The 24516-nt window shown below is 64.8% G+C and carries 16 protein-coding genes and 1 tRNA gene; 7 read left to right on the top strand and 10 right to left on the bottom strand.

The genetic code is table 11. The annotated features are described in order from the left end of the window. Positions 1-79: 79 nt before the first annotated feature. The 6 genes from pheA to JJ918_RS08055 form a co-directional block, all read right to left on the bottom strand. Positions 80-1234 carry a prephenate dehydratase gene (gene pheA / locus JJ918_RS08080; protein ID WP_291885618.1) on the bottom strand — a complete coding sequence of 385 codons (1155 nt, stop codon included), beginning with the start codon at positions 1232-1234 and terminating at the stop codon, positions 80-82. A 310-nt stretch (positions 1235-1544) separates the two neighbouring features. Then, positions 1545-3950, bottom strand: coding sequence for an endopeptidase La (gene lon / locus JJ918_RS08075; protein WP_291885616.1), 2406 nt, complete (start codon positions 3948-3950; stop codon positions 1545-1547). Positions 3951-4102: 152 nt separating this feature from the next. Then, the gene (clpX, locus tag JJ918_RS08070; RefSeq protein ID WP_291885614.1) at positions 4103-5374 is read right to left on the bottom strand and encodes an ATP-dependent Clp protease ATP-binding subunit ClpX; all 1272 of its coding nucleotides are present in this window, start codon (positions 5372-5374) and stop codon (positions 4103-4105) included. Positions 5375-5568: 194 nt separating this feature from the next. After that, on the bottom strand, positions 5569-6204 hold the full coding sequence (locus JJ918_RS08065) for an ATP-dependent Clp protease proteolytic subunit (protein ID WP_291885612.1): 636 nt from the start codon (positions 6202-6204) through the stop codon (positions 5569-5571). A 210-nt stretch (positions 6205-6414) separates the two neighbouring features. Then, positions 6415-7953, bottom strand: a complete 1539-nt coding sequence (tig, locus tag JJ918_RS08060; RefSeq protein ID WP_291885609.1) for a trigger factor — start codon at positions 7951-7953, stop codon at positions 6415-6417. A gap of 278 nt (positions 7954-8231) precedes the next feature. Continuing rightward, positions 8232-8316, bottom strand: a tRNA-Leu gene (locus tag JJ918_RS08055). Between the two features lie 87 nt (positions 8317-8403). On the opposite strand from JJ918_RS08055, the gene JJ918_RS08050 reads away from it, so the two are divergent. Continuing rightward, positions 8404-9015, top strand: coding sequence for a methyltransferase domain-containing protein (locus JJ918_RS08050; RefSeq protein ID WP_291885606.1), 612 nt, complete (start codon positions 8404-8406; stop codon positions 9013-9015). Positions 9016-9180: 165 nt separating this feature from the next. Here JJ918_RS08050 and JJ918_RS08045 read toward each other — a convergent pair whose 3' ends face one another. Then, a complete protein-coding gene (locus JJ918_RS08045) occupies positions 9181-10602 on the bottom strand; it encodes an MATE family efflux transporter (RefSeq protein WP_291885604.1) in 1422 nt (473 codons plus the stop codon). 284 nt (positions 10603-10886) lie between these two features. On the opposite strand from JJ918_RS08045, the gene JJ918_RS08040 reads away from it, so the two are divergent. Next, positions 10887-11855 carry a calcium/sodium antiporter gene (locus JJ918_RS08040; protein WP_291885602.1) on the top strand — a complete coding sequence of 323 codons (969 nt, stop codon included), beginning with the start codon at positions 10887-10889 and terminating at the stop codon, positions 11853-11855. A 20-nt stretch (positions 11856-11875) separates the two neighbouring features. Here the strand turns inward: JJ918_RS08040 and JJ918_RS08035 are convergent, their stop codons facing one another. Beyond that, the gene (locus tag JJ918_RS08035) at positions 11876-14164 is read right to left on the bottom strand and encodes an NADP-dependent malic enzyme (protein ID WP_291885599.1); all 2289 of its coding nucleotides are present in this window, start codon (positions 14162-14164) and stop codon (positions 11876-11878) included. 76 nt (positions 14165-14240) lie between these two features. Continuing rightward, positions 14241-15761 carry an NAD(P)H-hydrate dehydratase gene (locus tag JJ918_RS08030; protein WP_291885595.1) on the bottom strand — a complete coding sequence of 507 codons (1521 nt, stop codon included), beginning with the start codon at positions 15759-15761 and terminating at the stop codon, positions 14241-14243. 130 nt (positions 15762-15891) lie between these two features. On the opposite strand from JJ918_RS08030, the gene JJ918_RS08025 reads away from it, so the two are divergent. The 5 genes from JJ918_RS08025 to parE all read left to right on the top strand — a co-directional run bounded on the left by JJ918_RS08025 (position 15892) and on the right by parE (position 23946). Further along, a complete protein-coding gene (locus JJ918_RS08025) occupies positions 15892-16230 on the top strand; it encodes a P-II family nitrogen regulator (protein WP_271186785.1) in 339 nt (112 codons plus the stop codon). A gap of 45 nt (positions 16231-16275) precedes the next feature. Beyond that, complete coding sequence (gene glnA / locus JJ918_RS08020; RefSeq protein WP_271186786.1) at positions 16276-17679, top strand: type I glutamate--ammonia ligase; 1404 nt, start codon at positions 16276-16278, stop codon at positions 17677-17679. Positions 17680-17848: 169 nt separating this feature from the next. Beyond that, a complete protein-coding gene (locus JJ918_RS08015; RefSeq protein WP_291885589.1) occupies positions 17849-21220 on the top strand; it encodes an autotransporter outer membrane beta-barrel domain-containing protein in 3372 nt (1123 codons plus the stop codon). A 59-nt stretch (positions 21221-21279) separates the two neighbouring features. Further along, positions 21280-21885 (top strand): hypothetical protein, encoded by a 606-nt coding sequence (locus tag JJ918_RS08010; protein ID WP_291885586.1) that lies wholly within the window; start codon positions 21280-21282, stop codon positions 21883-21885. Between the two features lie 39 nt (positions 21886-21924). Then, the gene (gene parE / locus JJ918_RS08005) at positions 21925-23946 is read left to right on the top strand and encodes a DNA topoisomerase IV subunit B (protein WP_291885583.1); all 2022 of its coding nucleotides are present in this window, start codon (positions 21925-21927) and stop codon (positions 23944-23946) included. Here the strand turns inward: parE and JJ918_RS08000 are convergent. Further along, positions 23943-24380 (bottom strand): NIPSNAP family protein, encoded by a 438-nt coding sequence (locus JJ918_RS08000; RefSeq protein ID WP_291885580.1) that lies wholly within the window; start codon positions 24378-24380, stop codon positions 23943-23945. The genes parE and JJ918_RS08000 overlap by 4 nt on opposite strands. Positions 24381-24516: the final 136 nt, after the last annotated feature.

Below are 24516 nucleotides of genomic sequence, written 5' to 3'. Positions count from 1 at the left end.
AATTCAGACTGGTAGCAAATTTCAACCGGTTTTGCCGCCGCTGCATCACGCACAGCGGCGGCATTCACGGCCCGTGTCGCTATTCGGCAACGGTGACGCGGTCGATGGCGTCGGCGGCATAGCAGCCGAGCAGCTTGATCTCGCGGGTATGCTCCTCGATGACGCTCATCGCCTGGCGGACCCGTTCGTCCTCGACATGGCCCTCCACATCCATGATGAACATCTCCTCCCAGGGATTACCGGCAATCGGACGGCTTTCCAGCTTGACGATATTCACGCCCTGGTCGCGGAACCCGGTCAATGCGTCGACCAGGCAGCCCGGTGTGTCGCGGGTGGTGAACATCATCGACGTCTTGCACTCCACCTCGCGGGTCGGCAGCTTGGCCTTGCGGGCAATCACGATGAAACGGGTGATGTTCTGCTCGTGATCGCCGATGCCGCGGGCCAGGATGTCCATGCCGAACAGGCGTGCCGCGTCTTCGCCGGCGACCGCAGCCGCCGTGTCGTCATCCTCCAGCAGACGCTCCAGCGCCCGCGTCGTCGAGGCCGCCATATGCGTTTCCAGCTCCGGGTGGGAGGCGATGTAGCGGCGGCACTGGGCCAGCGCCTGCGGGTGACCGAAGACCCGGCTGATACGCCCCTGCCCGCTGGCCTTTCCGACCAGGCAATGATCGACGCGCAGGAGGAATTCGCCGATGATCTGGGTGCGTGAATTGATCAGGATATCATAGACTTCGTTGATCGAGCCCGTCGTGGTGTTCTCGATCGGCACCACGCCGTAATCGACCTCGGCATTCTCGACCGACCGGAAGATCGAGACGAAATCGCGCTTGGGCGACGGCACGACGGTGGCGTTGCGGCGCTCAAAGACCTTCTGGGCCGCAATGTGACTGTAACTGCCCGGCCCGCCGAGATAGGCGACAGTGGCCTCGTTGAGATCCTCATTGCGCATGGAGTCGAAGCGCTCGCGCTGACGGCGGATCGAGACCTCGAACAGGGCGTGGAACAGGCTCTCGACCAGTTCGGGCGGCAGGCCCTGCGCCTTGCCGCGTGCGAGCGCGTCACGCAGGACGGCCTGCTCGCGCTCGCGGTCGCGCACCGGCTGACCGCTGGCGGCCTTAGCGGCCTGGATCTCGTCGACCAGCTCCTGGCGGCGCGCAATGGCATCGATCAACTGGCCGTCGATCTGCGTAATCTCCGCCCGGATCTCGTCCCGGCTCTTTGTCGTCGTCACGGTCTCACCCTTCCTTTTCACGCAAAAGAAAAGGGCCTCCCCGAGGGGGAGGCCCTGCAAATCCGGTGCTTTCACACACGTCAGCCGGCCACCGCCCCCTCACGGGTTGCGTTGGTAAAGTAGCCGAAAAAATAGAACGTCGCGAAAGTCATGAGACGAGAGTGGCGGGGGTTTTGCGCAAGGTCAATGCTCAATTTCCGCATCTGCGTCGTGCGTGTGCAAAAAACTGGCAGCGGCCATGAAAAAGGGCGGCCGGAGCCGCCCTTTTCCTGTCACGTAACGCCACCATGGGTGCCCGGTTAGGGCAACACTAGTGCGCCACAGGTGTCTCGCCTGTTTCCGCTCCGGTCTGCGAGGCCATCGCCGCGAGGGCGGCTTCGTCGGCCTCGGTCCATTCGACCGGCTGCACCGGTTCGGTGAGCGCCAGCTTGAGCACCTCGTCGGCGGTTTCCACCGGGATGATCTCCAGCCCCTGTTTCACATTGTCCGGGATCTCGGTGAGATCCTTTTCATTGTCCTTGGGGATGAGCACCGTCTTCACACCGCCGCGCAGCGCCGCGAGGAGTTTCTCCTTGAGACCGCCGATCGGCAGGACCCGGCCGCGCAGGGTGATCTCGCCGGTCATGGCGATATCCTTGCGCACCGGAATACCGGTCAGCACCGAGACAATGCCCGTCATCATGCCGATACCGGCCGACGGACCGTCCTTCGGCGTCGCGCCCTCGGGGACGTGGACGTGGATGTCGGACGAGCGGAACACGGTCGGCTTGATACCGAGCGAAGGCGCCCGCGACTGCACGAAGGAATTCGCCGCCGAGATCGACTCCTTCATCACATCGCGCAGATTGCCCGTCACGGTGAACTTGCCGCGTCCCGGCATGCGCACGGCCTCGATGGTCAGGAGGTCGCCCCCGACTTCGGTCCAGGCCAGCCCGGTGACAACACCGACCTGGTCTTCCTTGTCGGTCTCGCCGAAGCGGAATTTCCGCACGCCGGCGAAATCGCCGAGATTGTCCGGCGTGACGGTGACGCTGTCAGCCTTGCCGCTCTGGATCTGGCGCACGGCCTTGCGGGCCAGATTGGCGATCTCGCGCTCGAGATTCCGCACGCCCGCCTCGCGGGTATAGTAGCGGATGAGGTCGCGCAGGGCCGCCTCTTCCAGCACGAAGTCCTTGTCGCGCAGAGCGTGATTGGACATCTGCTTGGGCAGGAGGTGACGCTTGGCGATCTCGACCTTCTCGTCCTCGGTGTAGCCGGCGATGCGGATGATCTCCATCCGGTCGAGAAGCGGCTGCGGCAGGTTGAGCGTGTTCGCGGTGGTCACGAACATGATGTCGGACAAGTCGTAATCGACTTCCAGATAGTGGTCGTTGAAGGTCGAGTTCTGTTCCGGATCGAGCACTTCCAGCAGGGCCGAGGCCGGATCGCCGCGATAATCGGCGCCCAGCTTGTCGATCTCGTCCAGCAGGAAGAGCGGATTGGCGGACTTCACCTTCTTCATCGACTGGATGATGCGGCCCGGCATGGAGCCGATATAGGTGCGCCGGTGGCCGCGGATCTCGGCCTCGTCCCGCACGCCGCCCAGCGACATGCGCACGAAGTCACGCCCCGTCGCCTTGGCGATCGAACGGCCCAGCGAGGTCTTGCCGACGCCGGGCGGACCGACGAGGCACAGGATCGGACCGCGCAGCTTGCGGGTGCGCGACTGCACCGCCAGGTGTTCGAGAATGCGTTCCTTGACCTTCTCCAGCCCGTAGTGATCGTCCTCGAGCACGCCCTCGGCGCGTTCCAGGTCGTTCTTCAGGCGTTTGCGCTTGTTCCAGGGCAGCGCCAGGATCCAGTCGAGATAATTGCGCACGACCGTGGCCTCGGCGGACATCGGGCTCATCTGGCGCAGTTTCTTGAATTCGGCGTCGGCCTTGGCGCGCGCTTCCTTGGGCAGCTTGGCCTCGGTCAGGCGCTGTTCCAGCTCGGCGAGTTCCTCGCGGCCGTCATCGCCCTCACCCAGCTCGCGCTGGATCGCCTTCATCTGCTCGTTGAGATAATACTCGCGCTGGGTCTTCTCCATCTGGCGCTTCACGCGCGAACGGATTTTCTTCTCGACCTGCAGCACGCCGATCTCGCCTTCCATCAGGCCGAGCACGCGCTCCAGCCGGTTGGCGACATCGGGTTCTTCCAGCAGCGACTGCTTCTCGTCGATCTTCACGGCCAGATGGGCCGAGATGGAGTCGGCCAGCTTGCCCGGCTCCTGGATCTGCGACAGCGAGGCGAGCGCTTCCGGCGGCACCTTCTTGTTCAGCTTCACATAGTCTTCGAACTTGGCCGCGACCGTGCGCATCAGCGCTTCCAGCTCGGACTCGTCGCCGGAATCCTCGGCCACGGGTTCGCAGACCGCTTCGTAGTATTCGTCACGCGGCGTAAAGCCGGTGATCTCGACGCGGACGCCGCCTTCCACCAGCACTTTCACCGTGCCGTCGGGCAGTTTCAGCAGCTGCAGGACAGAGGCGACCACACCGGTGCGATGGATCGCATCCGGCGTCGGCTCGTCGTCCGCGGCATTGCGCTGGGTGGCAAGCAGGATCTGCTTGTCCGCCTTCATCACCTCTTCCAGCGCTTTCACCGACTTCTCGCGCCCCACGAAGAGGGGAACGATCATGTGGGGGAAAACCACAATGTCGCGCAGCGGCAGAAGCGGAAGTGTCTTCGTATTGGACATGCTTACTCCATGCGCGCCCGATACAGGGGCGCGTGCAGATCTCGTCGGATCTTTCTATCGATACGGGACGGCCGGCAAGCGCTCTGGGTCTTGCCCGGCACGTCCCACCTGGATCATGAAGTGGCGATCGCGATCGCCGAATTCAAGCGTCCTCAAGCACCCGTCCGCTTGTCGTCCTTGCGCTCGGCATAGATGAAGAGCGGTTTGGCATTGCCTTCGACGACTTCCGCGTTGACGACGATCTCTTCCACGCCTTCCAGGCCCGGCAGATCGAACATCGTTTCCAGCAGGATGCCTTCCATGATGGAACGCAGGCCGCGCGCACCGGTCTTGCGGGCAATGGCCTTGGCAGCCACGGCCTTGAGCGCATCCTCGGTGAAGGTCAGGCCGACGCCTTCCATCTCGAACAGGCGCTGATACTGCTTCACGAGCGCATTCTTCGGCTCGGTCAGGATCTGTACCAGGGCGTCCTCGTCCAGGTCTTCCAGGGTCGCGATGACCGGCAGACGGCCGACGAATTCCGGGATCAGGCCGAAACGCAGGAGATCGTCCGGTTCCACTTCGCGCAGGATATCGCCCGTGCGGCGGTCGTCGGTCTCGCGCACATCGGCGCCGAAACCGATGGCAGACCCCTTGCCGCGCTGGGAGATCACCTTGTCGAGACCGGCAAAGGCGCCGCCGACGACGAAGAGGATATTGGTCGTGTCCACCTGCAGGAATTCCTGCTGGGGATGCTTGCGGCCACCCTGCGGCGGCACGGAGGCGACCGTGCCTTCCATGATCTTCAGCAGGGCCTGCTGCACGCCCTCGCCCGACACGTCGCGCGTGATGGACGGATTGTCGGACTTGCGGGAAATCTTGTCGATCTCGTCGATGTAGACGATGCCGCGCTGGGCCCGCTCGACATTGTAGTCGGCCGACTGCAGCAGTTTCAGCACGATGTTCTCGACGTCCTCGCCGACATAGCCCGCTTCGGTCAGCGTCGTCGCATCGGCCATGGTGAAGGGCACATCGAGGATGCGCGCCAGCGTCTGGGCCAGCAGCGTCTTGCCGCAACCGGTCGGGCCGATCAGCAGGATGTTCGACTTGGCCAGTTCCACGTCGGAATTGGCCGAGGCGTGGTTGAGGCGCTTGTAGTGATTGTGCACGGCCACCGCGAGCACGCGCTTGGCGTGCGCCTGGCCGATCACGTAGTCGTTCAGGACGTTGAAGATTTCCTGCGGCGTGGGCACGCCTTCCTTGGACTTCACCAGCGAAGACTTGTTCTCCTCGCGGATGATATCCATGCAGAGCTCGACGCATTCATCGCAGATGAACACGGTGGGCCCGGCAATCAGCTTGCGCACCTCATGCTGGCTCTTTCCGCAGAAAGAACAGTAGAGGGTGTTCTTCGACTCGCCGTCTCCGCCCGTCGTCTTACTCATGACCGCTCCAATTCAACCCGCAGGTCCCGGCATCTGAATGGTATCATTACAATACCATACCGGCATTTGTCCCGCCTCGCATCCAGTCCTGAGCAAAATCAGGGCCGAACTTTAGCGAAAGGTTTCCGTCACTGTGCATTCGATCACATGGGCGCGGCATGGATCAAGCTCCAACCGCGCCCGGCAATCATGCCCTAGCCGGACTTGCCTTCGCCTTCATCCTCGCTGCGACGCGTAAAGACCTCGTCAATGAGGCCGAATTCCTTGGCATCGTCCGCCGACATGAAGTTGTCGCGGTCGAGGGCCTGTTCAATCTCGTCATAGGTGCGGCCGGTGTGGTGCACATAGATCTCGTTCAGCCGGCGCTTGATCTTCTGGATGTCCGCCGCATGCCGCTCGATGTCCGAGGCCTGGCCGCGGAAACCGCCGGAGGGCTGGTGCACCATGATCCGCGCATTCGGCGTGGCGTAGCGCTTCTTGTCCTCGCCCGCCGTCAGCAGCAGCGAGCCCATCGAGGCGGCCATGCCGATACACATGGTGGAGACCGGGCAGCGGATGTGCTGCATCGTGTCGTAGATCGCCAGGCCGGCCGAGACCACGCCGCCGGGCGAGTTGATGTACATCGAGATTTCCTTCTTCGGATTTTCCGATTCAAGGAAAAGCAGCTGGGCGACGATCAGGCTCGCCATATGGTCCTCGATCGGACCGGTGACGAAGATGATGCGCTCCTTGAGAAGCCGCGAATAGATATCGAAGGAGCGTTCGCCCCGGCTGGTCTGCTCGACGACGATCGGAACCAGATTCATCGTCCTGTCCTGGGGATCATGCATGTCGCGCTCCTTGGGGTTCCGGCAGCCGGTCGGCGCCGATTCTCGTCAGACGGGATTGGTCAAATATTGCGGTGCTCGCTCCGGCGTGCAAGGCAGACGCTGCACACGCCTGTGCGAATTCCCGCAACGGCACACAAAACAGCAGCCGGAAACGAAAAGCGCCGGCGTCCTGGGACGCCGGCGCTGATCGTGTGCGAAAGAGCCTGACGATCAGGCGTCCTTCTTGGCCGCAGCCTTTTTCTTCGGAGCGGCTTTCTTGGCCGCCGGCTTCTTGGCCTCGGCCTTGTCGCCGTCCTTGGCCGCCGCTTTCTTGGCCGGAGCCTTCTTCTTCGCGGCCGGCTTGTCGTCGTCCTTCTTGGCAGCCGCCTTCTTCTTCGGCGCAGCCTTCTTCTTGGCCGGAGCCGGCGCTTCGTCTTCCTCGGCGTAGAGCGCGTCCTTGGACACGGTCACCTCGGTGACGTCGGCGAGCTCGAGGATGTAGTCGACGACTTTTTCCTCATAGATCGGCGCACGCAGCTGGGCGATGGCCTGCGGGTTCTTCTGGTAGAACTCGACAACCTGGCGCTCCTGACCCGGATAGCGCACGGCTTCCTGGTTGATGGCGCGGGAGAGTTCTTCCTGGGTCACGTCGACATTGTTGCGGCGGCCGATCTCGGCGAGCACGAGGCCCAGGCGCACACGGCGCTCGGCAATGCCGCGATACTCGGTCTTCAGCTCGTCTTCCGACTTGCCCTTGTCCTCTTCCTCGAGGTGGTCGTGCTCGATGGCGTGCTGGACTTCGCGCCAGATATTGTCGAACTCGGCATCCACCATCTGCGGCGGCAGATCGAAGCTGTGCGCGGCATCGAGCTGGTCGAGCAGGGCCCGCTTCACCTTCATGCGCGACTGCTGGGCGTGCTCCTGGGCGAAGCGCTTCTTCAGCGCATCCTTCAGGCCGTCCAGACCGTCGAGACCCAGACGCTTGGCCAGTTCGTCGTCGACCTTGGCTTCACCCGGTGCTTCCACCGACTTCACGGTGACGTCGAATTCGGCGTCCTTGCCGGCCAGATGAGCGGCCTGGTATTGCGCCGGGAAAGTCACCTTGAGAACGCGCTCTTCGCCCGGCTTGGCGCCGACCAGCTGTTCCTCGAAGCCCGGAATGAAGGCACCGTCGCCGATGGCCACGCGCGCGTCTTCCGCAGCGCCACCCTCGAAGGGTTCGCCATCCAGCTTGCCGACGAAATCGATGACGACGACATCGCCCTCTTCCGCCTTGGCATTCTTGCCGCCCTTCTTGGCGGAGAATTCGCGGTTTTCCTCGGCCAGCTTCTGCAGCGCCTCGTCGACCTCGGCCTCATCGACCTCGGCGACCGGGCGCGCGACCTTCAGCTTGGACGGATCGGCCGGTTCGAATTCCGGCATCACTTCCAGCGAGATCTCGAAGGAGAAATCGGCCTTGCCGGACAGCACGTCCTGCGCCTCGCTGGTGACCTTGATGTCCGGCTGGGTGGCCGGGCGGATATTCTTCTCGTCGAGCGTCTTCTGCGTGGTCTGCGGGACCAGCTCGTTCAGCAGATCGCCCATGATCGACTCGCCGAACATCTTGCGGATGTGGCTCGTGGGAACCTTGCCCGGGCGGAAGCCCTTCAGGCGGACTTCCGGACGGATCTCTTCGATCTTCGCTGCGAGGCGAGCTTGCAGATCGTCGGCCGGGAAGACGATCTCGAAAGTGCGGCTCAAGCCTTCGGAAGATTTCTCGGTGACGTTCATGGGTTGGCCTTGGTGTTCTAAGTAAGGGTGCGCAGACATGCGCGTGCAAAATCGAGCGCGCGTTATGTCACGGGGATTCGCGCTGTGCAACGCCGGGCAGCGGTTGACGGGTGCAGATGAGGGGAATGCAGCTTGTTCGCATGCGGGGACTGGGGGATCGGACGGGTGGGGCGCGTGGCGCCAACAGTCCGCCTCCGCCAAAGGCTTCGGCTAGACAGCCGACGCTCGCCATTGAAACCGGGCTTGCCTAGCCGAAGCTCGCGCCAGCGAGCGTAGGCTGGTGCGGATGAGAGGACTCGAACCTCCACGCCTTGCGGCACTGGAACCTAAATCCAGCGCGTCTACCAGTTCCGCCACATCCGCACGTCTGGTGGCGATCTCTTGGCACGGGGCGGCGCGGCTAGGCAAGCGGCCATTGCCGGGCGGGCTGCGGCGGTTCTATATCACGGCATGACCGGGATATCCGAAGAGCGCACCCCGTTCGACTGGGAGACGCGTTTCCGCGATGGCGACACGCCGTGGGAGCGCCGCCAGCTGCATCCGGCCGCCGCGCACTGGCTGGCCGAAGGCGTGCTGGCGCCGGGTCTCAGCGTGATCGTGCCGGGTTGCGGCCGGGCACCGGAAGTCGTCGCCTTTGCCCGGGCGGGGCTGCACGTCACCGCCGGCGATGTCGCGCCGACCGCCCTCGCCTGGCAGCGCGAGCGGCTGGACGCCGCCGGGCTGGACGCCAGCCTGGTCGAGGCCGACCTGACGCAATGGCGCCCCGAAACCCCGGCCGATCTGGTCTATGAGCAGACCTTCCTGTGCGCCATCCCGCCCCGCCTGCGCGAGGACTATGAGCGTGCGGTCCATGCCTGGCTGAAGCCCGGCGGCCGCCTGCTCGCCCTCTTCATGCAGAAGGCCGAGCACGGCGGGCCGCCCTATGGCTGTTCGCTCGAGGCGATGCATGCGCTGTTCCCGGCCGAACGCTGGGAATGGCCGGCCGATAACGCCTTCACCGCCTGGCCCCACCCCTCGCTCAACGGCAAGCCGGAACTGGGCGGGGTTCTGGTGAGGCGGTAACAGGCTTCCCCTGCGTGAGCGGGGGAAGTGGCCGAGCCTGGCCCACGGGCCAGGTGAGGTCGAAGGGGGTGAGTGTATGCGCGCTACGCGCTCTGCGGCGCTGCGCGCCGCCCCCTCAGTCCGCTGACGCGGACAGCTCCCCCGCAAGCGGGGCGAGCCCTGGTATCACGCCGGCTCTTCTGCCGCCGCATCCACCGGTTTGCGCTTGCGGGCCTTGCCGTGCTTGGCGGTCATCGGGGCGCGGGTGAGGACGAAGAGGGCTGTCGCCAGGCCGGACAGGACATTCGCCGCGGCGATGCCGCCGATCACGCCGACCGGAGCATTGACCAGGAAGCTTCCGAGCAGCACGAAGGGCACCATCAGGCCCAGCGCGCGGCCGGCCGTGATCATCATGCCATAGCTGGGACGGCCCAGACCGTTGAACCCGGCGCTGCCGGCGATGGTGATGCCATAACCGGCAATGGTCAGCGCCGCGATCCGCCAATAGGCCACGGCCGCCGCCTGCCCGGCTTCGGACGGCAGGAAGATTGCGGCGAGCACATCGGCGAAGATCCACAGCACCGCCGCCACGCCCAGCCCCCAGGCCAGGGCGAAGAGGAAGGAGGTGCGGAAGGCCTCGCGCACGCGGTCGATCCGTTCGGCGCCGCCATTCTGGCCGGTCACTGCACCGATACAGGCCGACAGTGCGAACAGCGGCACGATGGCGAAGGCTTCCAGACGTCCCGCCACGCCCAGGCCGCCGACCGCGGCATCGCCGAAGCGCGCCATGGCCAGGCCCGACATGGCGACGGTCATCGCGACGGGATTGAAGATGTTGGAGATGCAGGCGGGAATGCCGACGCGGGCGATGTCGGACCAGTGGTGCCAGACCTCGCCGAGATCCTCCCAGTTGAAGTCGAGCAGTTTCTCGCGGAAGACCAGATACCAGAGCACCATCAGGAAGGTGCAGGCATTCGCCGCGACGGTTGCCAGGGCCGCACCGGAGACGCCCCAGCCCAGGCCGGGGAAAAGACCGAAGACATCGTCGAGGATGAAGACCGGGTCGAGCACGAGATTGATCGCCGCGGCGGCCATCATCATGATCGAGGGAATCACCGCATTACCCAGCGCCCGCAGGATATTGCCGGCCACCATCGGGCCGACGATCAGCACGATACCGCCGAACCAGACGCGCATATAGTCGACCACGTGCGGCAGCATGGTGTCGCTGGCGCCCAGCGCGCGGAAGATGTCCTCGACGGTCAGGACGCCGATGAAGGACACGATGCCGACCAGCAGCAGGGCCAGGGTCATGGCGTCGGTGGAAATGCGCGGGATGGAGGATCCGTCCTTGCGGCCGGCCGCCCGCGATACCGCCGAGACCGCGCCGGCGCCCAGGCCGATCGAGACGCTCATCACCAGCATGGTGACCGGAAAGCTCATCTGCACGGCCGCCTGCTGGGCCGTACCCAGCGTGCCGACCCAGTAGGTATCGACAATACCGACGAGCATCATGGCGAGAATGCCGAAACTCATCGGCATCATCATCCGCACGATATGCCCGAAGACCGGACCTTGCGTCATGTCGTGTGCAGACCGTCCGGCCATGGCGTACCCCTCCTGTTCGCCGCCGAGCATAGATAGGAAGCCCCGCCCCTGTCTGCAGCCCGTGACGGTCAAATTGGTGTGAAAACATCGCGATGAGCGTACGGCCGCGGCGCTGCGGGCCCGGTCGGCTGGGCGTCAAGGGGGATTGGAAACGCCGTGAATCCCGCCTGTCTGCCGGGCGGCCGCAGCGCAATCCCCCTTGCCTGTCCTGCCCGTCATGCGATGACACCGGGCGTCCGGCCCGCGCCGGAATCTCCCCCGCTCCGCTGACAGGGATACGCCCGATGCTCCAGGATACCGGTTTCATCGTCGCAGGCTTCGTTCTGCTCTTTATGGGCGGGGAAGGCCTGGTCCGCGGCAGTGTCGCCGTCGCCGGGAAGCTGGGCCTGTCCAAACTCCTGATCGGCCTGACCGTAGTCGCCTTCGGCACCTCGACGCCCGAACTCCTCGTATCGGTGAATGCGGCCCTGGGCGGAGCGCCGGACATCGCGCTGGGCAATGTCGTCGGCTCGAACATCGCCAATGTCCTCTTGATCCTCGGCGTCGCCGCCGTGATCACGCCCATCGTCGGCTGGCAGCGGACAGCGATGCGCGATGCGGTGGTGATGAGCATCGCCGCGCTGGCCCTGTTCGGACTGACTTTCGGCCATGTCATCGGCCTGATCGAGGGCGCGGCGCTTTTCGCCGTGCTGCTGGCCTATCTGGCCGTCTCCTACTGGCTGGAACGGCGCGGCCGCCCCTCCCGCCAGCACGAGCACGAGACCGAAGAATTCGAAGGCGTCGCCACACAATCGGTCTGGATCGCAGCGGCCTTCGTGATCGGCGGGATTCTCGCCCTGATGCTGGGCGCCGACCTGCTGGTGCGCGGCGCGGTCTCGATCGCGCGGACCTTCGGTGTGTCCGATGCGGTGATCGGGCTGACCCTGGTGGCGATCGGCACCTCCCTGCCCGAGCTGGCCACCTCGATCGTGGCCGCCTGGAAGCGTCATTCCGATGTGGTGCTGGGCAATGTGATCGGCTCGAACATCTTCAACATCCTCGCCATCCTGGGCATCACGGCCCTGGTGACGCCGATCCCGGTCGGACCGCAATTCCGCGTCCTCGATGTGCCCCTGATGCTGGGTGTGTCGGTGCTGGTCGTGCTGCTGCTCGTCGCGACAAAACGGATCGGCCGCGGCGTCGGCCTGGCCATGCTGGCGGCCTATACCGCCTATCTCGCCTGGCAATTCACCTCGGGCGGCATCGCGGGCTGAGCAAAGCTCAGGCCGGATGCCTATTTGGCCGCGACTGCCGGCTGGTTGAGGTCGTAGGCGGCGATGCCGGCGAGGTTCACGATATCGCTGACCGAGGCACCCAGACGCGCGATCTGGACCGGTTTTTCCAGACCGACCAGCATCGGACCGATCACCGTTGCCCCGCCGGCCGCCTTTAGCAGACGCACGGCGATCGAGGCGGAGTGTACGGCCGGCATGATCAGCACATTGGCCGGCTGGGTCAGGCGCGAGAAGGGATAGAGCTGGTGGTGGTCGGGATCGAGCGCGACATCGGCCGCCATCTCGCCTTCGTATTCAAAGTCGACACCCTGTTCATCGAGCAGGCTGACGGCATGCTGGATCTTGGTCGAGCGCTCGCCCGGCGGATTGCCGAAGGAGGAGTAGGACAGGAAGGCGACATGCGGCGTCAGGCCCAGACGCTTGGCGGCATTGGCCGTGGCGATCGCGATCTCGGCCAGGGCCTGGGCTTCGGGGAATTCCGTCACCGAGACATCGCCGATGATCAGCGTGCGTCCGCGGGTCACCGCCGCCGTCACACCGACCGTGCGGCTGCCGGCAACCGGATCGAGCACGAGTTCGACATCATTCATCACCACATTCGAGTGGCGGGTGACGCCGGTGACCATGCCGTCGGCATGGCCCATTTTCAGCATGCAGGCAGAGAAGACATTCCGGTCGTTGTTGACCCGGCGCTGCACGTCGCGGCGCAGATAGCCCTGACGCTGCAAGCGCTCGTAGAGATAGTCGGCATACTCCGAATTATGCTCGGACAGGCGGGCATTGCACACGTCCAGCGAGCCCGCCGGGATGCCCAGTTCCTTCATGTTCTCGGCCACGACATTCTCGCGCGCCACCAGGATCGCCTTGCCCAGACCCTGGGTCTGGAAGGCGTGGGCGGCGCGGATCACCGCCGGCTCCTCGCCTTCGGCAAAGACGATGGTCTTCTGCTCGGCCCGGATCGAGGCGGAGATGCGCTGCTGCAGCGCGGCTGTCGGATCGAGACGGCGCGCCAGCACCTGCTTGTAGCTGTCGGCATGTTCGATCGGACGGCGGGCGACGCCTGTATCGATCGCGGCCTGGGCCACGAAGGGCGGCACCCAGGCGATGAGGCGCGGATCGAAGGGTGTCGGGATGATGTAGTCGCGTCCGAATTGCAGACGGTCGACCTTGTAGGCCTTGGCCACCTCGTCAGGCACATCCTCGCGCGCCAGCGCGGCGAGCGCCCTGGCGGCGGCGATCTTCATCTCTTCATTGATCGTGCGGGCGCGCACATCGAGCGCGCCGCGGAAGATATAGGGGAAGCCCAGGACGTTATTGACCTGGTTGGGATAGTCCGAGCGTCCCGTCGCCATGATGACATCGCTGCGCACCTCGGCCACTTCTTCCGGCGTGATCTCCGGCGTCGGATTGGCCATGGCGAAAATGATCGGGTCCGGGGCCAGGGAGGCGACGATGTCCTTGGTGAACACGCCGGCCGCGGACAGGCCCAGCAGGACATCGGCGCCCTTGGCGGCTTCGGCCAGCGTGCGCTTGTCGGTCTCCACGGCATGCTTCATCAGCCGCTCGTGACCGCCGGGGCGGCCCTTGTAGACCACGCCATCAATGTCCACGACGGTGGTGTTCTTCGACTGCACGCCCAGCGACTCGATAAGCTCGAGCACGGAGAGGCCGGCGGCACCGGCACCGCACAGCACGACTTTGAGGTCTTCCATCTTCTTGCCGGTCAGGTCGCAGGCATTGATCAGCCCCGCCGCCGCGATGATCGCCGTGCCGTGCTGGTCGTCATGGAAGACCGGGATATCCAGTTCCTCGCGAAGGCGCCGCTCGATCTCGAAGCATTCCGGCGCCTTGATGTCTTCCAGATTGATGCCGCCGAACGTATTGCCGAAACCGCGCACGCATTCGATGAACTGGTCGGGATCGGTGTAGTCGACCTCGATGTCGACCGCGTCGAGATCGGCAAAGCGCTTGAACAGGACCGCCTTGCCTTCCATCACCGGTTTCGAGGCCGCAGCGCCCAGATTGCCCAGGCCCAGGATCGCCGTACCGTTCGACACGACGGCAACCATATTGCCCTTGGAGGTGTAGTCGTAGACCGTTTCCGGATCCGCCGCGATCGCCCGGACCGGCGCGGCCACGCCCGGCGAATAGGCCAGCGCCAGATCGCGCTGGGTCGCCATCGGCTTGGTCGGCGCGACCCCCAGCTTGCCCGGCACAGGCTTCATGTGGAAGTCCAGGGCATCGGCATCGAGCTGCTGGTCGGGACGGACGGTGGATTCGGAAGCCATTGTGTGAAGACTCTTCGCTGGAAGGTGAGCGGCGAACATGTACCGGGCCGCGGCCGGAGCCAAGCCCCGGCGGCGCCTAGCTCTTATGCGCGAGGAGATGGCCCAGCGCACGCTGCCGCTGCATGGTGCGGTGCAGCGTGGACAGGCGCTCCGGCAGGATGTCGGCCAGGTCTTCCGCGATCAGGCCTGTTCCCAGTCTCAAAGCGCAATCGCCGTGCAGCCAGGCGGCCGCGCAGGCGGCGTCGAATCCGCCGACGCCCTGCGCCGCCAGCCCGCCGATCAGACCGGCCAGAACATCGCCGCTGCCCGCGGTCGCCAGGGCCGGCGAGGCATGGCGGTTGACCACGGGCAGATGCCCCGGCGCGGCGATCACCGTGTCCGGTCCTTTCAAAAGCACACAGCACCCGGCCCGCCCGGCGGCCATCGCCGCAGCCTCGATCCGGTTGATATCCTCGCGGGCGGCGATATCGGGAAACAGCCGCCGGAATTCGCCCGGATGCGGCGTCAGCACATCGCCGGGGCGCAGCACGGCGAACAAGGCCTCCGGTGCATCCTCGAAACTGGTCAGGGCATCGGCATCGAGAATGAGGGCCGCGTCTGTCTGCGCCGCCGAGACGACCGCCTCACGCGTCCCCTCGCCCACGCCCATGGCCGGCCCCAGCACCGCCGCATCGGCGCGCAAATCCTCAAGCAAGGCGTCAGTCGCGCCCGGATCGGACCAGCGCCGCACCATCACGGCCGTCGAGGCCGAGGCGTTGACGATCAGGGCAGAGGGCGGGCTGGCCAGGGTGACGAGGCCGGCGCCGGCGCGCAGCCCGGCCCCCGCTGCCAGGCGCGCGGCCCCGGTCGAGCTCGCCCCGCCGGAGAAGACGGCCAGCCGGCCGCGGGCATGCTTGTGATCGCCGGTACGGACTGCCGGCAGGGCGGAGAACCAGAGCGGCGGCCCGTTTTCCCGCGCACACGGTGATATGGCATCGCGCCAGCTGGCGGGGATACCGATATCGGCCAGCACGACCTCGCCGCACAGGCTGGCCGCCGGTTCGAGAATATGGGCCGGCTTGCGCCGGTGGAAGGTGACGGTCAGCCCGGCCGCAGCGACAGCGCCGTCAGCCCGTGCCAGATCGCCGGACACGCCGGAGGGCAGATCGATGGCGACCACCGGCACGCCGCGCTCGCGCATCGCCGTGATCAGCGCCGCCGCCTCGCCTTCGGGCGGACGGTTGAGGCCGGCACCGAAAAGAGCATCCACAATGAGGTCTGCCGTATCGAACGCGGCCGGCGCGGCGCGCTCCGGCGTCTCGCGCCAGACACCCGCCGCCCAGGCCGCATCGCCCCTGAGCCGGTCCGGCTCGCCCATCAGGCACACGCGCACCGGCCAGCCCGCCTCGCGCAGGGCTGCGGCGCAGCCGAAACCGTCGCCGCCATTATTGCCCGGACCGCACAGCACCAGCGTTTCCCGCGGCGCCCAACGGTGACGAATCGCCTGCGCCACGGCTGCTCCGGCACGTGCCATAAGGCTTTCACCGGACACGCCGTTTTCCGCCGCATGGCGATCGCAGACACCACAGTCCTTGGTGTTCAGGATGTCATCGTGCATGGTCGCTCCATTGTGTGGCATGCGTGCCCGATTGTGAGGCATTTCCCGGTTTGGCTGATCGCGGGAACGGATTGAAGCTTGTCAGCTTTCTGCCCGTCTCTAGCGTCGCGACAAGATCATGGAGTCCGTGATGAAGAAAATCGAAGCCATCATCAAACCTTTCAAGCTCGACGACGTGAAGGAGGCGCTGCAGGAAATCGGCGTCCAGGGCCTGACCGTCATCGAGGCCAAGGGGTTTGGCCGGCAAAAAGGGCATACGGAACTCTATCGCGGCGCCGAGTACGTCGTCGACTTCCTGCCCAAGATCAAGATCGAACTCGTTCTGCCGGCCGACCGTGTCGATGCGGCGATCGAGGCGATCCAGAATGCGGCCCAGACAGGCCGGATCGGCGACGGCAAGATCTTCGTCAGCCCGATCGAAAGCGTCATCCGCATCCGGACCGGCGAGACCGGCCGTGACGCGCTCTAGTCACCTCACCCTGTTCCCAGCGACCCCACTATCCGGAGCTCCGTCATGTCAGACGAAATCCTGAAGAAACTCAAAGACGAAGACATCAAATACGTCGATCTTCGCTTCACCGACCCGCGCGGCAAGCTGCAGCACGTCACCTTCGACCGGTCCCAGGTCAATGAGGACTTCTTCGAGGACGGCGTGATGTTCGACGGTTCGTCGATCGCCGGCTGGAAGGCCATCAACGAGTCCGACATGGTGCTCAAGCCGGACACCACGATGGCGCACATGGACCCGTTCTATCAGCAGCCGACCCTGGTCCTCTTGTGCGACATTCTCGAGCCGGGCACGGGCGAGAGCTATAATCGCGACCCGCGTACGACCGCCAAGAAGGCCGAAGCCTTCCTGAAGGCGAGCGGCATCGGCGACACGGCCTATTTCGGCCCGGAAGCCGAATTCTTCGTGTTCGACGATGTGCGCTGGAAAACCTCCCAGGAAGAGACCGGCTACAAGATCGACAGCGAGGAAGGCCCCTGGAATTCCGGCGGCGACTTCGAAGGCGGAAACATGGGCCACCGTCCGGGTCCCAAGGGCGGCTATTTCCCGGTCAACCCGATCGACAGCGGCCAGGACATGCGCACCGAGATGCTGGCGGTTCTCGAGGAGCTGGGCTGCGAGCCGGAAAAGCATCACCACGAGGTGGCACCGTCACAGCACGAGCTGGGCATGAAGTTCTCGTCGATGACGACGATGGCCGACCGCATGCAGCTGTATAAGTACACCGTGCACATGGTCGCCCATGCCTATGGCAAGACTGCGACCTTCATGCCCAAGCCGATCTGGAACGACAACGGCACCGGCATGCACGTGCACCAGTCGATCTGGAAGGACGGCAATCCGCTGTTCGCCGGCGACCGCTATGCCGACCTGTCGGAGACCTGCCTCCACTATATCGGCGGCATCATCAAGCACGCCCGCGCGATCAACGCCTTCGCCAACGCCTCGACGAACTCCTACAAGCGTCTGGTGCCGGGCTTCGAAGCGCCGGTCCTGCTGGCCTATTCGGCCCGCAACCGCTCCGCATCCATCCGTATTCCGTGGGTCTCCTCGCCGAAGGCCAAGCGCCTGGAAACCCGTTTCCCGGATCCGGCCGGCAATCCCTACCTGACCTTCGCCGCCCTGCTGATGGCCGGTCTGGACGGTATCGAGAACAAGATTCATCCAGGCGATCCGATGGACAAGGATCTCTACGACCTGCCGCCGGAAGAGCTCAAGGACATCCCGACCGTCTGCCGTTCGCTGCGTGAAGCCCTCGAATCGCTCGACGCCGACCGCGGCTTCCTCAAGAAGGGCGGCGTGATGGATGACGACCAGATCGACGCCTACATCGACCTGAAGATGGAAGAAGTGCTGCGTTACGAGATGCATCCGCACCCGGTCGAGTTCGACATGTACTACTCCTGCTAGGCCTTGCGCCGCGCAGTTGAAGGAGAACTGGAAACGGCCGGGTTATCGCCCGGCCGTTTTTCTGTCTGCATCCCGGCGTCCGGCGAGGTCGACGCGGCGCAATCCATTCGCTACAAATCGCTTTCCATTCGCCCTGTGCTTGTCTCGGGAAGTCTCGTCAGGAGTTCGCATGCGTCGCCGTCTCATGTTTGCCAGCGCTATCGCCACGCTGACCGTCGCCGCCCCGTCCGCCCTCGCCGATCGCGAGATCAATGACGAGATCACGACGCCGGTCGCGACATCCACGGCGGGCTCCGGGGGCGGTGCCGACAATATCGTGATCACGGCGAATGGCCGGGTGGCCCTCTCCACGCCGGGCACGGCCGTCACGCTGGACAGCAATAACGACGTCACGATCGATGGCTCGATCGATGTGGTCAGCGACGATGATGGCGGGATCGGTGTTCATGTTGTCGGCGGCAATACCGGCAATCTGACGATCAGCGGCCCCATCACGGTAGAGTCCGAAAGCGACCCGGAAGACGACGGCGAAGACGAGGATACCGGGTTCAGCGATCTGGACGGACCGTCTGCGATTGGCGGCAACCGCGTCGGTGTTCTGGTTGACGGGGATGGCGCCTTCGTCGGCGATATCTACATGGACAGCTCCGGTTCAATTATCGTTCGCGGCAATGACTCCGCCGGCATCCGGGTGCTCACGGGCATCGAGGGGGAAGTCCGCCTCGAGGGCTCTGTTTCCATAGTCGGTGACCGGTCCGTCGGTATCGATATCCAGGACACGCTCACCGGCGATTTCGCGATAACCGGCAGTGTCGCTGCACGCGGCGAGGACAGTTCGGCGATCGTCCTGGCCGGCGATGTTGGTGGCGCCTTCTATCTGAACAGCGCAGTGAGCACGACTGGCTACCAGTTCAGCAGCTACACCAATAACGAGGAATATCTGGCCACGCTCGACGAAGACGATGTTTTCCAGGCAGCGGCGACGATCCTGATCCAGTCAAGCATTGAGGGCGGTATCCTCTTCGACGCACCGACCGACGACAACCGCGTCAGTCGCACCGCCACCGTGTCGCATCGCGGTGAGGCGCCTGCGGTCCAGATCCTGGCGTCAGACGGCAATATCACCTTCGGCGAAGTCATCCAGCCCGCAGTCGAGGACGACGATACGACCGAAGACGAGGACGAAAGCGTCCCGGAAACGCCGCTGGGTTATTCTTGGGTCAATCGCGGCTCTATCACCACAACCTCCGACCTCAATGACACGTCTTCCACCGGCATTCTGATCGGCGGCGGCGACGACGGGAACGGCTCGGTGTTTACGGCCGAGCTCCTGCACGGCTTCTTGAATACTGGCTCGATCTCTGCGATCTCGTTCTCCGATACGATCGCAGCGACCGCAGTCGCCCTGCATCTCGAAGAGGGCGCGATCCTGCCGATCCTGACCAATGAAGGCGCGATATCGTCCACGTCCCAGAATACCGTCGATGCGACAGCCTTCGGCAGTGCTTATACCATCGTCATCGAAGATGGTGCGGTGCTGGAAGAACTGGTCAATTCGGGCCAGATCGTCGCCTCTGGCGGCAATGGCGGCAGCGGCTACGCAATCGTCGACCGCTCCGGTACGCTGCGCTCGATCGAGAATACCGGCCGCATCCTCGCGTCTCACACCCCGCGCCCTGCTTATTATGATTCCGACGGCGACCTGATCGAACCCGACGACAATCCGGACTACCGCACGGTCGCACTCGATGTGTCGAGCAACACCACCGGCGTAACCTATCGCCAGCACTGGGAAGCCGTCCCGGACGATGGCGATGACGACACGACCGAGCCGACCGTGCTCGACACGTCCATCTACATGATCGGCGATGTGCTGTTCGGCAGCGGCGACGACACGCTGACGGTCGAAGCCGGACGCATCAATGGCGCGATTTCCTTCGGCGACGGGCAGGATGCCCTGGTGGTCGACGGATCGACGGTCCACGCCGAAATCCTGCGCCTTATCGAGGAAGGCATTGTCGACCCGATGACCGACGAGGAAATCTGGGCGGCGCTGCCGTATATCACCAGCGCGATTTCCGATTCCGACGGCAACCTCTCCATCGCGCTGGATTTCGCGACGCTGGAACTCGTGGAAAGCGGTGATCTGGAGATTTCCGAAGGCCGTTTCGGCGACGGCTCGGTCCTGATGTTGCAGGTCGATGCGGAAAATAATGACGTCCGCCGCATCGTCTCCTCCGGGAACATCACGTTTGAAACCGGCTCGCGTCTGTCGGTATCGCTGTCCAACCTGATCGGCGGCGGCGGCACGTTCGAACTCGTCCGGGCCGGATCGCTGACCGTCGAGGAAGACCTGGCGACGCTCAACGACTCGCCCTCGCCCTTCCTCTACAATACCAGCTTGGAACGCTCTGCCGACGACGACAACGTCATCGTGCTCACGCTGGAGCGCAAGGACGCGGACGCACTCGGCATGAATGCCAACCAGGCCGCGGCCTATGCCAGTGCCTTCGAGAGCTGGGGCGAGAACGAGTCGCTGGGGGCTGCGATTGCGTCGCTCACCAACCAGAACGCCTTCTTCGACGCCTACGACCAGCTGCTGCCGGAATACGCTGCCAGCGCGATCCAGTTCGCCATGGCGAGCAATGACAGTGCCATCGGTGCCCTGGCCAACCGCCTGGAAGCCGTGCGCCGCAGCCCGGAAGATACCGGCGGTCTGTGGGTGCAGGAATTCGGCTATTTCGCCGACCGCGCCGGCACGGCCTTCGGTCCGGGCTATCGCGGTCAGGGCATCGGTGTCGCCGTGGGCTTCGACCGCCCGGCCGGCCCCTTCTACGCCGTCGGTGTGAATTTCGTCGGGGCGGCCAGCGAAGTGTCCGAAGTCGAGGGTGTTGACGACCCGATGACGGCGCTCACCGGCCAGCTCGGCGTCTATGCCGGCTCGCGCATGTCCGGTGTCAATTTCGACATTTATGGCGGTGCCGGCTTCGACAGTTTCGAACATAATCGCCGTGTCGTGATTGGCGAGTTCGACGCCAGCCCGTCGGCCGAGTGGACCGGTTATCACATCACCGGCTCGGCCCGTGTCTCGCGCGATTTCGAGTTCGGCGGCCGCTATTATGCCCGCCCGGCGCTCTCGGTCGACTACCTGCACCTGTTCGAGGAAGGCTATACCGAGACCGGCGGCGGCATCGGCGTCGACCTGTCAATCGCCGACCGTGACTCGACGAGCTTCTCGGGCTCGGCCGTCCTGACGATGGGCGCGCTGTACGAGAACTCCAGCCGCTGGTGGTCGCCGGTTGTCCGCCTGGGCTATCGCAGCGAATTCTCCAACGACATCCTGGAAACCGAAGCGCGCTTCGCCGACTATGACGACACCTTCATCCTGCGCTCGCAACAGCTGCCGGGCTCCGGCCTGCTGTTCGGCTTCGGTGTCAGCGCCGGTTCGGGCTACTCCACCTTCTCGCTCGACTATGACGCCGATGTGCGTGACGACTTCATCCGCCACACGGCCCGTCTCGTGATGCGCATGGTCTTCTGATCTTGCGAAAACACGCTCCGGCAACCGCCGGTTAACCACAATAAGCGAGGCTCGCGCGCATGATGCGTGCGAGCCTTCTTCTTTTGTGCGCCCTTGTGGGCCTTTCCGCCTGCGGACACCGTCCGCCGGACCAGGTCACCGATGCCTGCCTGATCCTGGAAGACAATCGCGCCTGGTGGCGCGCCCTGCAGCGCACCGAACAGCGCTGGGGCATTCCGCCGGGCGTACAGATGGCCATCCTGCGCCGCGAATCCAGCTTCAACGCCCATGCCCGCCCCGCCCGTAACCGTCTGCTCGGCATCATCCCGACCAGCCGTCCGTCCAGCGCCTATGGCTATGCCCAGGCACTCGATGGCACCTGGGACTGGTATCGCCGCGACACGGGACGCCGCGGCGCCGATCGCGACGATTTCGAGGATGCTGTGGATTTCATTGGCTGGTATTCGTCCAAGAGCCGTCAGCTGTCCGGCGTCCAGCCGCACCAGGCGCGCGAGCTCTACCTGACCTATCATGAGGGCCATGGCGGTTATAATCGCGGCACCTACCGCTCCAAGGGCTGGCTGATGAATGCGGCCAACAGCGTGGCTCGCGATGCCGCCAGCTATCAGGCCCAGATCGATCGCTGCGAACGCCGCCTGTCGCGCGGCCGGTTCTGGCTGCTCTGAAAAATACCCGAATCGCTGCGCCTGGTGCATGCTGGGACCATGTCTTCGCAGAACTCGCACAACGACCTGTTCGGCGGGGCCCCCGCCCCGACACCGGAAAAAGCGCCGGCGCCGGGATATTCGGCCGCCCATATCGAGGTTCTTGAAGGTCTGGAGGCCGTGCGCCGCCGGCCGGGCATGTATATCGGCGGCACCGACGAGCGCGCCTTCCACCACCTGTTCGCGGAAATCCTCGACAACTCGATGGACGAAGCCGTGGCCGGCTGGGCCGACCGGATCGAGGTCGTAGTCGATGAGGACGGTTTCATCACGGTGACGGATAATGGCCGCGGCATCCCGGTCGATCCGCACCCGAAATATCCCGACAAGTCCGCGCTGGAAGTCGTGCTGACCGTGCTGCACGCCGGCGGCAAATTCTCCGACAGCGCCTACAAGACTTCCGGCGGTCTGCACGGCGTGGGTATCTCCGTGGTCAACGCCTTGTCGGAAGCGATGGAGATCGAGGTCGCCCGCGAAAAGACGCTGTGGCGCCAGTCCTATTCGCGCGGCCTGCCGCTGGGTCCGATCGAGAAGGTCGGCCCCGCCCCCAATCGCCGCGGCACCAAGATCCGCTTCCGGCCCGATCCGGAGATTTTCGGCGACAAGATGCGGGTCAAGCCGGCGCGCGTCTATGCCATGGCACGCTCCAAGGCCTTCCTGCGTCGCGGCGTGAAGATCCAGTGGCGCTGCGCGCCCTCCCTCGTCGAAGGCACGGAGACCCCGGCCGATGACATCCTGTGCTTCCCGGGCGGCCTGGCCGACCGGATGACCGAAATGGCGGCCAAGAGCGCGCTGATCACGGCGGAGACCTTCTCCGGCAAGGTCGAGCGCGAGGATGGCGCCGGCGGTGTGGAATGGGCCGTTACCTGGTCGGGCAATGGCTATGGCAGCGAGGCCGACGGCTTCTGCCAGTCCTACTGCAACACCGTGCCGACGCCCCAGGGCGGCACGCACGAACAGGGCCTGCGCGCGGCACTGACCAAGGGCGTGCGCGCCTATGCCGAACATACCCACGCCAAGAAGGCGGCGAATATCACGCCGGAAGACGTGCTGGGGGGGGCCGGTGCTCTCGTCTCCGTCTTCATCGGCGACCCGGAATTCCAGGGCCAGACCAAGGAACGCCTGGCGACGCCGGAAGCGGCCAAGCTGGTCGAGACGGCCGTGCGCGACCAGTTCGATCACTGGCTGGCGGGATCACCCAAGGAAGCGACGAAACTCGTCGAGTTTGTCATCGAGCGCGCGGACGACCGGATGCGCCGCCGCAAGGAAAAGAACGTCAAGCGCCAGACCGCCTCGCGGCGCCTGCGCCTGCCGGGCAAGCTGGCCGACTGTTCGCGCTCCGGCGCCGACGGCACCGAGCTGTTCATCGTCGAGGGCGACTCGGCCGGCGGCTCCGCCAAACAGGCCCGCTCACGCCAGACCCAGGCCATTCTGCCCCTGCGCGGCAAGATCCTGAACGTCGCCTCGGCCACGGCCGACAAGATCGCCGCCAACCAGGAAATCTCCGATCTCCTGCAGGCGCTGGGCTGTCAGACTGGCAGCCGTTTCCAGCTGGACGATCTGCGCTATGAGCGCGTCGTGATCATGACCGACGCCGATGTCGACGGCGCCCACATCGCGGCCCTCCTGATCACTTTCTTCTACCGTTCCATGCCGGAACTCATTCATTCCGGACGGCTTTTCCTGGCCCAGCCGCCGCTCTACCGCATGACGCAGGGCAGCCGCACGCTCTATGCCCGCGACGATGCGCACCGCGACCAGATCTTGGCCGACGAGTTCAAGCCGAACGCCAAGGTCGAGATCGGCCGCTTCAAGGGTCTGGGCGAGATGACACCGTCCCAGCTCAAGGAGACCACCATGGATCCCGACAAGCGCACGCTGGCCCGGGTGGTGATCGATGCCGACGAGTTGCCGACCCTGGAAGCGCTGGTGGAGACCCTGATGGGCAAGAAGCCGGAAGCCCGCTTCAAATTCATCCAGGACAATGCCGCCTTCGTCGACGAAGCCGAGCTGGATCTCTAGTCCGGCTCCGCAATCCCGCCCGGCGACCCGTCAGCAGGGCACAGCGTCCTGTCCTCGATACCGGTTACAAAGGTGCCGTGGCGCGCACCGGTCTCCGCCTTGATCGCCGACCATTCCTCGTCGGCCATAAAATCCGCCCAGCGCGCCTGCATGGTTTCGGTATCCGGCCAACGCAACAGATAGACAAACTCGACCCGGCCTTCGAAGCGCGAGGCCCATGTCTCGACGATGTCGAAATCGTGAGCCGCCATGATACGGGCGGCGTGGTCGCGGAAACGCGCGTGGAAAACCGTCTCGTTCTCCGCCGGCACCTCGTAAATCCGGATCTGGTGCACCGGCGCACAGGAAAGCTCTGCCTGCCGGGCCTGCGCGGCGGGAAGTATTGCCAGGCCGGCTGCCAGCAGGCCGGCAACGGCCAGCGTGCGCTGCTCCATAACCGTTCTCCTTCGGGATTGCTGCACACGCGCCACCATGCCGGGTCCGGAGCCCGGATCAACCCATCGCCCGGTCACGGTCGCGCGAGGCAACTTCTGTCATGGGCATTGGCGTTGCGCGGCCGGAGCGCTAGCT

The organism is Maricaulis sp., assembly GCF_017642925.1.
In the GTDB taxonomy this organism is placed as follows: Bacteria; Pseudomonadota; Alphaproteobacteria; order Caulobacterales; family Maricaulaceae; genus Maricaulis.
This window is presented reverse-complemented; position numbering and strand designations above follow the sequence as displayed.

What these genes read in the sequence shown, in the direction of transcription:
- JJ918_RS08015 (WP_291885589.1), top strand. Translation starts at nt 17,849, where the DNA reads ATGCGTCGCCGTCTCATGTTTGCCAGCGCTATCGCCACGCTGACCGTC.
- JJ918_RS08025 (WP_271186785.1), top strand. Translation starts at nt 15,892, where the DNA reads ATGAAGAAAATCGAAGCCATCATCAAACCTTTCAAGCTCGACGACGTG.
- JJ918_RS08045 (WP_291885604.1), bottom strand. Translation starts at nt 10,602, where the DNA reads ATGGCCGGACGGTCTGCACACGACATGACGCAAGGTCCGGTCTTCGGG.
- tig (WP_291885609.1), bottom strand. Translation starts at nt 7,953, where the DNA reads ATGAACGTCACCGAGAAATCTTCCGAAGGCTTGAGCCGCACTTTCGAG.
- JJ918_RS08000 (WP_291885580.1), bottom strand. Translation starts at nt 24,380, where the DNA reads ATGGAGCAGCGCACGCTGGCCGTTGCCGGCCTGCTGGCAGCCGGCCTG.
- JJ918_RS08040 (WP_291885602.1), top strand. Translation starts at nt 10,887, where the DNA reads ATGCTCCAGGATACCGGTTTCATCGTCGCAGGCTTCGTTCTGCTCTTT.
- glnA (WP_271186786.1), top strand. Translation starts at nt 16,276, where the DNA reads ATGTCAGACGAAATCCTGAAGAAACTCAAAGACGAAGACATCAAATAC.
- JJ918_RS08050 (WP_291885606.1), top strand. Translation starts at nt 8,404, where the DNA reads ATGACCGGGATATCCGAAGAGCGCACCCCGTTCGACTGGGAGACGCGT.
- JJ918_RS08010 (WP_291885586.1), top strand. Translation starts at nt 21,280, where the DNA reads ATGATGCGTGCGAGCCTTCTTCTTTTGTGCGCCCTTGTGGGCCTTTCC.
- clpX (WP_291885614.1), bottom strand. Translation starts at nt 5,374, where the DNA reads ATGAGTAAGACGACGGGCGGAGACGGCGAGTCGAAGAACACCCTCTAC.
- JJ918_RS08030 (WP_291885595.1), bottom strand. Translation starts at nt 15,761, where the DNA reads ATGCACGATGACATCCTGAACACCAAGGACTGTGGTGTCTGCGATCGC.
- JJ918_RS08065 (WP_291885612.1), bottom strand. Translation starts at nt 6,204, where the DNA reads ATGCATGATCCCCAGGACAGGACGATGAATCTGGTTCCGATCGTCGTC.
- lon (WP_291885616.1), bottom strand. Translation starts at nt 3,950, where the DNA reads ATGTCCAATACGAAGACACTTCCGCTTCTGCCGCTGCGCGACATTGTG.
- parE (WP_291885583.1), top strand. Translation starts at nt 21,925, where the DNA reads ATGTCTTCGCAGAACTCGCACAACGACCTGTTCGGCGGGGCCCCCGCC.
- JJ918_RS08035 (WP_291885599.1), bottom strand. Translation starts at nt 14,164, where the DNA reads ATGGCTTCCGAATCCACCGTCCGTCCCGACCAGCAGCTCGATGCCGAT.